This is a genomic window from Nitrososphaera sp. AFS, from assembly GCF_009898475.1.
In the GTDB taxonomy this organism is placed as follows: domain Archaea; phylum Thermoproteota; class Nitrososphaeria; order Nitrososphaerales; family Nitrososphaeraceae; genus Nitrosopolaris.
The window spans coordinates 1-10,120 of sequence record NZ_QURE01000133.1 but is presented as its reverse complement, the minus strand read 5'-3'; the positions used below and the strand labels follow the sequence as shown (position 1 = coordinate 10,120).

Here is a 10,120-nt window from a genome sequence, read left to right as displayed (position 1 = left end):
AGCAGGCCGAATACTTTTTGAACCATTACTGTCGCTAGATGCTCCTACTACTTTTGAATTTATTTTTAGCCACTTGGTATCCGTAGAGTCAATGTGAAAGATAGCGCCATTACTTATCACCAAATTAGCACTCAGAAGCCATACACCATCTGAAGATTGCTTGGCTAGAATGCTATTATCATGTACAGCGTTATTGACATCTGTAAGTCTCGTAGAATCGGTACAGCTGACAGTAATTGTTCTCGTAGCAGGAATATAATTAATGCAATTCGTAGAAGACACCTTCTTAGATACAGATACAGAAGTCCCAATTACATTATCTGTGTTTATCGTGGGTGATGAATTTTGGCTAAGAGACTCTTTGTGTCTGACAGCAGCTTCTGCCCTCTGTAAAAATGGAAACCAGTTGAACTCAACAAGTTGAGATACCATGAGCGATGTAATGATGTATGAATCAGAAATTAAGACAAGAAAAATGATAGGAATGGCCATCATAAGGTTTCTCTAGTTTATCTCCAAGTTATGTCTCTCTCAACTATTGTTATGTTTCTCATCGAATAGAAATAGGTGATTTTGAAATAGATGGTTGAATAGTCTGACCTAGACTTAGCTTGATAGATATTGGATTTGAATAATTGACGCTCCTATGTGAATTTGTAAACATTGTATATGCTTTAACTTCTTTTATCATACTGTCTGATATAGTGGTTGCAAATTGTGCTTTACCTGAAGAAATAGTCTTCAGGCCATTGGGAGATGAAGATACCTTAATTAGTGTTCCATTTGGGGCATAGACTTTCATATATGCATATTGGCCAGTGCTAATTGGGGAGAAGTCTACAATCACTTTAACTTGATGCAATTTGCTATTATTTGTAAGTGGTAAGAAATGCGCATAGTCTAATCTTTGAGTGATTGGTTTATTACTACTCATCTGTGCAAATGCAAAGGTTTCGATATCATTACTCCAGTTAAAGCGACTACGTAAAATTGATAATTGTTGTTGCAATGAAACAAGACCTAGTACAGCAAGTATTAACATCAATTTCATGCTAGTGGCAATTGGCTTCATTTCCTCTCCTTTTTTCATTTAATGAACTAGTAGCATGATTTAATAAACTTCGGAAATATATTGCTGTAGAATAATTAGTCTCTATTAAAACTCCCTATTAATGAGTAATGTAACAATTCAAATTAATTTTATATTCTACCAGATCCAAGTTAGAAATGAACTGTAATAATCCTATTCTCTTAAACTAAAGAATTTGGTTCGATGCTAAATCCTACAAACGCGCTTGCAGCACTTAAGATCATATGCGTGGTTCCAGATCTGTAAGTATAACCAGATTTGTTGACCTGTAGTTCTTAATTCCATAGTCTTGCAAAATAACCATACTTCTAATATAGGACTACTGAATTCATTAGATTATATTTTAAACCAAATCTATGGCCTTTAAATTTTCGGTTATTATTTAGACAAATTGGAACATGCCTTTAATGTGCAGAATGAATTCTCGATATAATAATATTATAGGTGCAAAAAAGATTATCTGTGGGGGTTGAAGATTCTTATGCCAATAGAGGAAGGAACCCACCTACAACAGAGCTGCGTGCATAAACGACGCTCAAAATAACTTCGGGCCCGAACAACCACAAGTTACTTGGAACTAAATAACCCACTGCTCTGATAACCTAGCAAGTGTCGATCGCTGATACTGAAAAGAAGAACCAATAGGTTCGTTTCCCATTTTTTCTCATTCAACCGATCATTTCGGCACCCCTGTACTCTTTTCGTGACAATAACGAACTTACAGATCTATTCGTCCGCCACAAAACCGCAATTACCCCAGATCTGTTTGTGGTTGTTGCGAATACCACCGTATTGAGAATTTTCTTCTATGTCATTAATCTAATTCTTAGCTATATTTTTCATGCGTTTATCATCATAAACATTCCTAAGAATTTATTCTAAATTCAATATATCCTTGTATTCTTCTAGATTTCTAGAGATTGTTCTGTAGAATTCGACAAATACTATTCAACTTCATTTTCTATAAGTAATGAAACACGTTAAAATGACATTAGCAATCACAGCGATTGTAGCGGCTGCTGCGCTGGCAACTGTAACATTCGCTGTACCACAACAGGTAATGGCGTACCGACACAGCCATCACAACAACAATAGCATCAAAGTAGATCAACAGGTTAGCCAAGCAAATCTGTGCTCTACATCTCCCCCTCCAGATCTGGCAACGACGAGAGAATTATTAACACAACATCCACCGGGACCATCCACTCTGTGTATTAATGACGGAAGCAACAGCGCAGATATTGGTCATTGACCAACAATCACTTTTTTTTCCATTCACACTCTTCTGCCGATTGTTCTCATATAGGATGGTCATGGTTCTTTCAATCCTGCGATTCTCCTACATCTTTTCGCCTAGCCGTTCTGAAGAATTTTTTCTATGTTGAATATATCCTGATATTCCTTTATATTCTTAGGGATTGTTCTGTAGAAAATACTATTTCATTTCACTATCATACAATGACCTACAGTAGAATGATGTTTGCAATCACAGCGATGGCAGCAGCTGCCGCATTAGCAACAGTGGCATTTACCGTACCACAACAGGTCATGGCATGGGGGCATCATCATTACCACCACAATAACAACAACGCGATAAAAGTTGATCAGCAAATCAATCAGCTCAATGCTTGTACCAATGCGTTGTGTGCTAATGATGCGAACAACACAGCAGATATCCATCGCTGATCCTGAACCTTTACACCTCTTTTTTTTACACCGATCACACTCGACACATTTGCTCCTGCCAGTGGTTCTATTGCGGGGGATCACTTTTCCCCCGTTGTGCTTCAACTGCTAAAGCGTGAAATCATTAGGATAAGCACTCACTGAACCAGCTGTAGCCAAAAGCATCGTGCCAAAGGGCTACTAATATGATAACAGTTACTACTAGGATAATCTCTTACTGGTCATTCCCCTGTACCAGAACCATTTAGTATCTTATTTGCTAAACTTATGCTCATTTATGACAAAACCTGGATAATATTCCACTCAAGGAATAGAGTACCTGCAAGGAGTGGGCGCCTTGGAGCGGGTTTGTCACTCTGGAGGATGACCTTTTGCCCACCAAAACCTTCTACGTTTGGGTCGGACCTCTTCTTCGCCCTTGTTTGCTACTGCCGTCATTTTTCACCTCCATTTCTATCGATGATTTTAGTTAAGGGTCCTTTATAACAGAAAACACTTGGGGCTCGCAATTGTCAGATGAGAAGGTAGTTAGCGGAAATAACATAACCTACATCTACCGCTTTGAAATGGTTTTGAGCAATAACTATTTTGACATTCAAAGATCATTCCGCACTGTAAACATTGATGATAGCACGGAGTAAGAACTTGCATTCCTAATATTTTTGTATAGTTATTCTACCTAAGGATTTAAAAACAAAAATACTCACTTCAAAAGAGTGAAGCTGTTTATTCATTTCATCATTCATAGTATAAGAACTCTTGGATAATCTCATTATTTTGCGATCGGAAGTATAGTGGGATGTATTATCGGTTCTACTTTTACTAATCTTATTGCTGGGAAATCGTCGCTAAGTTTCTTGGTTTCGGTCCTTACACATTTTATACAAAGATACACCGTCATATTCTCGGAGTAAAAGTATTCAACATCCAGTTTATAGTAAGCATCTACATCACAATGCTCACATTTTGAAACTCTTTCCAATTTCCTTTACTATCATTATCTGAAGTAACAAATAAGAAAGTTAGATTTGCTTGACAATTTGGTGAGGATATTGAATACAAATACGCTTGCGCCCAGATCATTTACAAAGAGAACACACGTTATACAATCTCAAATCGCAAATTTCTTTCCAAATGAGTTGACCAGCGTCGCAGCATCTTCATCAAATTTGACGAGAACAGGTATGATGAGACATTTTAGTGACTATCCTCTCTGTGTTTGTGGCTTCTGTAGCTTACTTTATATGCTTATACTCCGTTAGTTCAGCTTTATCCAGCGTCGGAATCAGGTAAAATAATAAACCATGCCTTCTGGTGGGAGAAAGCAAAAGAGATTTTCATCTGAATATACTATACTCGATCCTTGAGTATCTATATCTCAATGCACGAAATATACCAGTAAGTAAATACAAAATTGTTACCAATGCCGCTGCGATTAGACAACAGAGGCCAGATAGAGTTAATAATATCATGCAAATCCTTGAACGAAATGGCTTTATAAGATCAATCGAAGCTTCTTCCACCATAGCCTTCTATCAAATAACTAAACAAGGAATAGAAGCCTACCAGCAATGGATCAAAAACTATCTAAACTTTGTCAGAAGTATTGCCAAGATCAAAGAAGAAGACCTATGACATGGCAAATCACAGTGGTTTCAGCTTCAGAATAAGGTTTCCTAATCCAAAGGACTAAGTGTTTGCTGCTGTTGGGACATTGATCGATGTATATGATGGCTTGTCAATAAGCAAGAGAAGCTTATTTGATAGCCCATATCCTCTTTTAGAGATGAAGTTATTGGCGGCTTCTTTAGCTTCTGGACTAGATTCTTCACCTATTATTATACCTAGACCAACCCGTTTTTTTGATACAGAAGCATATCTAGTTAATGAACCCACGAAGGATTCTACAATGTCTTTGTCAACGTGACCATCAACGATCTTCATAATCACCGCTCCATAGTCTTCTAAAATTTTCTTCAGCTGAATACTTTTATTCTTAGTATTACTCTTATTAGCATCAACATCACTGCCATTTACCACACGACTTGAGTCTATGAGGATATCATACCTAGTTCTTGTATTCCCATCACCAATTGAAACATCAAAAAATTCTTTCAAGTCAGATTTTGTGGAGGTTTTATATTCTTCTAAAGCTTCACCAATTTCGTCCACTGATTGTACTAGGGCATGTATTGCCTCTTCTCTGCTTCTTTTATTCATAGCAATTGTCAGACCTGTAGCAATAGAGTTTCTTTCAAACATTTCAGTCCATCTATCAAGAATATTTCTTGACCTCAACAGAAGCAAAGTCAATGGTACTAATACTACAATTAAAACCAGCAATAGAATGATATCTACAATTTTATCAACTTCCTCACCCGATATAGGAAAATAGTCTAGTGCTCCAAATATATTTAAGATTGAAAGAACCACAATAGCACCAATCAATCCTATAATAATGTACAGGTTTTTTTGTGCCAAGTGAATTAATCTGGCTGACTCATAACCAAATCTACTGGTCAAAATCGTTGACGATGACAAACCATAGTCACTAGATTTATCGTTCAAATATCATCACGTACCAAAGAGAAGGTATGGAATTGCCAGTATATATAATGACATGTAACTTAGTTATAACCAGTTAGAACTCAGTTATTATACTATTATTATAGTCCTACTTCTAACTCGACATAATATAATATGACGACTGAATTAGTGATCCTATGCAGTGTGACTGCATTAGCAACGTTGTTAGTATTTGCATATTTTTTTATGCTACCTACTCATTTTGAATTAGTGAATCCAATAGGAAAGGCTAATGCACAAGAAACCCCTGCTGAAAGAGCACATGATGAGGAAAATAAAACTAATAATGTGCAAAACGGATTTTCTCCAATTAATCCTCAAGTAAGTGGAAGTATATCAAAACAACCAGCAAATATAGTTAATCTCAGTTTATTGCCACAAAATCTAATAAAAACAGGATCTCCCTTGTTAGGAAGCGCATTTGCTCCAGTTACAATTGTGGAATTTGGTGACTTTCAATGCGAATTCTGTGATAGATTTGCAAAGGAACTTATATTCAGACCGGTAAGGCTAACATGATATTCAAGAACTTTGTAACTCATGGTCCTGACTCTGTCACAGCTGCTATTGGAAGCCTATGTGCTAACGATCAAGATAAGTTTTGGAATTTGTATGAGACCTTGTACAAAAATCAAGGAGCAGAGAACTCTGGCTGGGCTAATGCAAACAATCTGAAAAAATTTGCGTCATTAATACCAGGTATAAATATACAAGAGTTTAATTCTTGTCTCGATAACAATAAACACAAGCCACAGGTAAATAGTGATTATGCATTAGCAATATCTTCAGGATTTCAGGGAACGCCTACTTTTGTAATAGAAAAGAAAGATGGTTCGGATAAACAAACATTGCTTGGAGCATATCCTTTCCCTTCATTTCAGGCTATAATAGATAAAGAACTTGGAGCATAAGAAAGATAGATATGAGAAGAGCAAGGGAGACATAAAGCAGCAATCTAGAATAACAAACTTGAAGGTTACGATACCTCTTGCATTTAAGATGGTATTTCGTAACTACCTTTATATTGCAACAGCTGCTGGAGTGTTTGTCACTACCTGGATTCTATTCAATGTCTTTGATCAGCTGTTATTTTTTTCACCTGTACTTACATTTTACCTACCGGACGATGCAGTAACAAGATTCATTATAACGAATACAACTTCAGCATTGATGGGAGTGTTAATTGCAATGAATGTATATGTGATTAAGAATACAAAGGTAAGATTAGATGAGTCGTTATTCTCAGGCTCAATCTTAGGTATTGCTTCCAGTGCTTGTGCTAGCTGTTCTTCAATAGGATTTCTTCTTATTTCGGCCTTCGGAGGATTTGGTATATTTGCAACAGACTTTTTAACAAATTATTAAACTCCATTAAGGTTAGTATCAATAGCTATACTCTTGTGGGCTTTGTATTCTATTCATAATAAGATCACTAAACCCTGTATTTTCAATAGCACATCTAAAAAGCAAACGACAACCCCAAGCTTCTGAATGATCCACAACGTACGTAGATTTATCAAATAATTAAACTTTAAATCTCAGTCCTTATCTTCAGCCTACCAATGATTTAAGTGAGTTCATTGTAATCTCAACAGAATGAAAGTAAGGAAAATAGAAGATAGTGACATAGACCCCAATACTAACTTCAGTGATAATAAATCCTCTTTTCGTTACCTTTGTCTAAGCAATGACTTGACGGTCGGTACATCGAGAAAATTCTCCATAAGAGATGAGAGGGATAAAGAAATTGAAATTGCTGTATTTAATATCAATGGCAAATATTATGCAATATCCAACAAATGTCAACATCAAGGAGGTCCACTTAGCGAAGGCATCTTAGATATTGAAAAGAAAATTGTAACGTGTCCTTGGCATGGATGGAAATATTCTGTCATTGACGGTAGGGCGCCACATAAGGGAGGTGACAGTGTTAATTCTTACGAGATCAAAATGGTTGAAGACAAGCTCTACGTAGATTCTATTCCTAATAATATCGGCAAGAGAGTTACGCAGCCACTAAGCATACTCTATTTTGGATAATTCAGTCAAGGAATTTTTGAATCATATGGACAATGATAGTAGACTTGAAGTTAAAGGTGAATGTGGTGGAGGTAGCAGAGATGCTAATGTTGACAATGAGGTAAGAGTTTTAGGAATATCAACTACCAATTCCAACGACAATATTGCTCCACGTAATAGCACCTCAGAAGCAGCCCTAAGTTACGCATTAGATTATGCAAAAAATGAATTCAGAGCGGAAACCTTAATGATAAAGCTTAGGGATTTGCATTTCAAGCATTGTGAAGGATATTATTCAAAAAATGCTAAAGCCTGCATATTTCCATGTTCCATATCTGAAATGGATAAGGAAGATAAAATGATAATAATTTATGAAAAGGTTATACTATGGGCAGATGTTGTCATTTTAGCTACTCCCATAAGGTGGGGTAATGCTAGTTCACTTTATTATCAAATGATTCAAAGAATGAACTGTGTGCAAAACCAAATCATTACTCAAGATAGACATCTTATAAGAGATAAAGTTGCTGCATTCATTATCACTGGAGGGCAAGATAATGTACAACATGTAGCAGGTGAACTTATGATGTTCTGGTCTGAGTTAGGTTTTGTCTTTGGAAAATTTCCATTTATAGGTTGGAGTAGAGGTTGGTATGCTGAGGATACTGAAAATAATCTTAATACTATGAAAGACAATCAGCAGATGCACCAAGATACTAAAAGAACAGTAAAAGGTGCACTGGAAATGTCAAGGCTAGTGAAGGAAAATAGATATGATGAACGTGTTTTAGGCAAATCAGGCTACGATATAGCTTAGTATGCTCTAACATAGATAACGACGTTCCGATTCATCAATAGGATAATCGTTTGCACTCATATCACGGATACGCATCAGACCACTATCATCAAATTCCCAATGCTCATTTCCATGAGTTCGCATCCACTGACCTGGATTATCTGCATCTCTCCACTCATATTCGAATCTGACTGAAATACGGTTTTTAGTATAGCACCAAAGTTCTTTCATAAGCCTGTAATCAAGCTCTTTAGCCCATTTGCGCCTTAAGAAATCAATAATAGCTTGTCGGCCGCTGAAGGATTCTGTACGATTACGCCATTTTGAATCAGGTGTATAAGCTTGAGCTACAAGCTCTGGGTTGCGGGTATTCCAAGCATCTTGAGCAGTCTTAACCTTTGCCCGAGCTGTATCTTCATTAAAGGGAGGTTTAATAGTCTTGGTCATGTTAGTTCTGTTTCATTCAAACTTTATTATGTGTGTATCTAACAATATACTTCTGTTCTAATTNNCAATGAATCTTTCCTATAAAATAAATAAAACATGTCCATAATATTTGATATGGCTAAAATACCACTTTTGGTAGCTTTAGTGTTTATTCTTGTAATTGGGGCAACAGGTCTTCATAGAGTGATGGCACAAGACCAAATGTCCTGTGGTATTCAAAAAGGTGGTATAGTCCAAACTCAATCTGATCAGCGACAATACTGTATGGGAAGTACTGAAGGACAAAAAGCAGCAGCTGAGAATTTCCCCCCGAAGCACAAGGTCTGAATCATACGGCAGCATTTAATGAGGGATATACAAACAGCTATAGCGACGAATGGAGCATCCTTGCGAAAGGCTAGTTTGAGCCTCTGATCCTAAAAAGCAATAGAGTAATGTAGCTCCAGAGTTCTTGATAAATCGTTTGTGTGCCTTCTTACCCTAATGAATATGGGGAAAAGCTCAGTCGACGACGTAGAAAGTAGAAAGTTAGATATGCGGATCATAGGTCACAACATGAACGGCGTTATCAAGCCGTTTATTGGTAGAGAGATAACAGTCACTGTGAAAAAAATTTATTTTTCCTATTTGTATATAATATTAGAAGAGAAAGACCCAAATAACAAATAGGCTCCCGCCTGTTGTTTTGAGTTCTTGTTCTTTTTGGAGCCTAGTTGGGGAGGTTGGCGTAGATGATGCTGTGTCGTGTCAGCCTCCCCCATTTGGACCATTTAGTCATTACAAGAGAGGGAGTGTGTCAGATTCTATTAATTCTAGAATTCTTTTTATCAGATATAACTTCAGAAATAGGATTTTCAGACGTCCTCACTTTAGCGCAAACAATTGGAATTGTAGGGACAATGATATTAACCCTCTATTTTTCAGAGGCAAATACAAGCACTATCAAGTGACACAGAAACGAGAGGTTCTCAATGATTTAGATGAAAAATTTCACAATATGACGATGGCGATGTTGGTCATGGAGGATCCCTACCTAGTATGTGTGATTGAATCACGTGATTATACAAAACAGAAAGAGGTAGCGTTTTCCTTTTATATTTTATGGATTTGTGCTCATTTTTGTTTTCAGGCTGCAGATATGACAGACCCTGTTTAACAACTTAAGATGTAAACATCAAGAGGCACAAACCGCTAAAAGGTAATCTGATCAATATACCACACTGATGGCAATATTTCAGCACAGAAAGGGCGAGGGGGACTATAACGCTATCTGAACCTATAATCGACTAGAGAGAATGCGGACATGTTCTGTATGTCAGGAGAGGTTCACGTCATTCAAGAGAGCACGCCAGCATAAGCGTAAGGAGCACGCATACTGATTAACATTCAGATCTACCCTACAATTAATAACATTAAGATAATTCTAAGTTGATAGGCAGAAATAGAAAGATGTAATATATAATAGAACTACCCATAGCTGATATGAGTAAAAAGGG

At 36.8% G+C, this 10,120-nt stretch carries 16 protein-coding genes; 11 read left to right on the top strand and 5 right to left on the bottom strand.

The genetic code is table 11. The annotated features are described in order from the left end of the window. Positions 1 to 432: hypothetical protein (locus DYY65_RS11320; protein ID WP_162478066.1), on the bottom strand; the 432-nt coding region annotated here is incomplete at its 3' end. A gap of 118 nt (positions 433 to 550) precedes the next feature. Continuing rightward, on the bottom strand, positions 551 to 1,090 hold the full coding sequence (locus tag DYY65_RS11315; RefSeq protein ID WP_162478065.1) for a hypothetical protein: 540 nt from the start codon (positions 1,088 to 1,090) through the stop codon (positions 551 to 553). A 970-nt stretch (positions 1,091 to 2,060) separates the two neighbouring features. Here DYY65_RS11315 and DYY65_RS11310 point away from each other — a divergent pair. Both DYY65_RS11310 and DYY65_RS11305 read left to right on the top strand, forming a co-directional pair. After that, positions 2,061 to 2,342 carry a hypothetical protein gene (locus DYY65_RS11310; protein WP_162478064.1) on the top strand — a complete coding sequence of 94 codons (282 nt, stop codon included), beginning with the start codon at positions 2,061 to 2,063 and terminating at the stop codon, positions 2,340 to 2,342. 206 nt (positions 2,343 to 2,548) lie between these two features. Beyond that, entirely contained in the window at positions 2,549 to 2,776 is a 228-nt protein-coding gene (locus DYY65_RS11305; RefSeq protein WP_162478063.1) for a hypothetical protein, read from the top strand. 772 nt (positions 2,777 to 3,548) lie between these two features. On the opposite strand, the gene DYY65_RS11300 is transcribed toward DYY65_RS11305, so the two are convergent. Continuing rightward, positions 3,549 to 3,758: a hypothetical protein gene (locus tag DYY65_RS11300; RefSeq protein WP_162478062.1), complete on the bottom strand. Its 210-nt coding sequence runs from the start codon at positions 3,756 to 3,758 to the stop codon at positions 3,549 to 3,551. A gap of 332 nt (positions 3,759 to 4,090) precedes the next feature. Here DYY65_RS11300 and DYY65_RS11295 point away from each other — a divergent pair, with 332 nt between their 5' ends. Next, the gene (locus tag DYY65_RS11295; protein ID WP_162478061.1) at positions 4,091 to 4,411 is read left to right on the top strand and encodes a hypothetical protein; all 321 of its coding nucleotides are present in this window, start codon (positions 4,091 to 4,093) and stop codon (positions 4,409 to 4,411) included. Positions 4,412 to 4,465: 54 nt separating this feature from the next. On the opposite strand, the gene DYY65_RS11290 is transcribed toward DYY65_RS11295, so the two are convergent. After that, complete coding sequence (locus DYY65_RS11290) at positions 4,466 to 5,344, bottom strand: hypothetical protein (protein WP_162478060.1); 879 nt, start codon at positions 5,342 to 5,344, stop codon at positions 4,466 to 4,468. A 162-nt stretch (positions 5,345 to 5,506) separates the two neighbouring features. Here DYY65_RS11290 and DYY65_RS13180 point away from each other — a divergent pair, with 162 nt between their 5' ends. The 5 genes from DYY65_RS13180 (at position 5,507) to DYY65_RS11265 (ending at position 8,198) form a co-directional block, all read left to right on the top strand. Then, positions 5,507 to 5,881: a DsbA family protein gene (locus DYY65_RS13180; RefSeq protein ID WP_441338336.1), complete on the top strand. Its 375-nt coding sequence runs from the start codon at positions 5,507 to 5,509 to the stop codon at positions 5,879 to 5,881. Then, positions 5,878 to 6,273: a DsbA family protein gene (locus DYY65_RS13175; RefSeq protein WP_441338335.1), complete on the top strand. Its 396-nt coding sequence runs from the start codon at positions 5,878 to 5,880 to the stop codon at positions 6,271 to 6,273. The genes DYY65_RS13180 and DYY65_RS13175 overlap by 4 nt, the downstream gene beginning before the upstream one ends. Then, positions 6,263 to 6,727 (top strand): hypothetical protein, encoded by a 465-nt coding sequence (locus tag DYY65_RS11275; RefSeq protein WP_162478058.1) that lies wholly within the window; start codon positions 6,263 to 6,265, stop codon positions 6,725 to 6,727. Before DYY65_RS13175 ends, DYY65_RS11275 begins: the two co-directional genes overlap by 11 nt. Before the next feature lie 231 nt (positions 6,728 to 6,958). Next, on the top strand, positions 6,959 to 7,402 hold the full coding sequence (locus DYY65_RS11270) for a Rieske (2Fe-2S) protein (protein ID WP_162478057.1): 444 nt from the start codon (positions 6,959 to 6,961) through the stop codon (positions 7,400 to 7,402). Positions 7,403 to 7,427: 25 nt separating this feature from the next. Continuing rightward, the gene (locus DYY65_RS11265; RefSeq protein ID WP_162478056.1) at positions 7,428 to 8,198 is read left to right on the top strand and encodes a flavodoxin family protein; all 771 of its coding nucleotides are present in this window, start codon (positions 7,428 to 7,430) and stop codon (positions 8,196 to 8,198) included. Between the two features lie 6 nt (positions 8,199 to 8,204). On the opposite strand, the gene DYY65_RS11260 is transcribed toward DYY65_RS11265, so the two are convergent. Further along, positions 8,205 to 8,624, bottom strand: a complete 420-nt coding sequence (locus DYY65_RS11260) for a nuclear transport factor 2 family protein (protein WP_162478055.1) — start codon at positions 8,622 to 8,624, stop codon at positions 8,205 to 8,207. Between the two features lie 114 nt (positions 8,625 to 8,738). On the opposite strand from DYY65_RS11260, the gene DYY65_RS11255 reads away from it, so the two are divergent. The 3 genes from DYY65_RS11255 to DYY65_RS11245 all read left to right on the top strand — a co-directional run bounded on the left by DYY65_RS11255 (position 8,739) and on the right by DYY65_RS11245 (position 9,780). After that, entirely contained in the window at positions 8,739 to 8,951 is a 213-nt protein-coding gene (locus tag DYY65_RS11255) for a hypothetical protein (RefSeq protein ID WP_162478054.1), read from the top strand. Positions 8,952 to 9,113: 162 nt separating this feature from the next. After that, on the top strand, positions 9,114 to 9,293 hold the full coding sequence (locus DYY65_RS11250) for a hypothetical protein (RefSeq protein WP_236561812.1): 180 nt from the start codon (positions 9,114 to 9,116) through the stop codon (positions 9,291 to 9,293). Between the two features lie 277 nt (positions 9,294 to 9,570). Next, positions 9,571 to 9,780, top strand: coding sequence for a hypothetical protein (locus DYY65_RS11245; RefSeq protein WP_162478052.1), 210 nt, complete (start codon positions 9,571 to 9,573; stop codon positions 9,778 to 9,780). Positions 9,781 to 10,120: the final 340 nt, after the last annotated feature.

Excerpts from the sequence above, each read along its gene's own strand:
- DYY65_RS11260 (WP_162478055.1), bottom strand. The coding sequence starts at position 8,624 with ATGACCAAGACTATTAAACCTCCCTTTAATGAAGATACAGCTCGGGCA.
- DYY65_RS11250 (WP_236561812.1), top strand. The coding sequence starts at position 9,114 with ATGGGGAAAAGCTCAGTCGACGACGTAGAAAGTAGAAAGTTAGATATG.
- DYY65_RS11255 (WP_162478054.1), top strand. The coding sequence starts at position 8,739 with ATGGCTAAAATACCACTTTTGGTAGCTTTAGTGTTTATTCTTGTAATT.
- DYY65_RS11310 (WP_162478064.1), top strand. The coding sequence starts at position 2,061 with ATGAAACACGTTAAAATGACATTAGCAATCACAGCGATTGTAGCGGCT.
- DYY65_RS13175 (WP_441338335.1), top strand. The coding sequence starts at position 5,878 with ATGATATTCAAGAACTTTGTAACTCATGGTCCTGACTCTGTCACAGCT.
- DYY65_RS11270 (WP_162478057.1), top strand. The coding sequence starts at position 6,959 with ATGAAAGTAAGGAAAATAGAAGATAGTGACATAGACCCCAATACTAAC.
- DYY65_RS11305 (WP_162478063.1), top strand. The coding sequence starts at position 2,549 with ATGACCTACAGTAGAATGATGTTTGCAATCACAGCGATGGCAGCAGCT.
- DYY65_RS11315 (WP_162478065.1), bottom strand. The coding sequence starts at position 1,090 with ATGAAAAAAGGAGAGGAAATGAAGCCAATTGCCACTAGCATGAAATTG.
- DYY65_RS11265 (WP_162478056.1), top strand. The coding sequence starts at position 7,428 with ATGGACAATGATAGTAGACTTGAAGTTAAAGGTGAATGTGGTGGAGGT.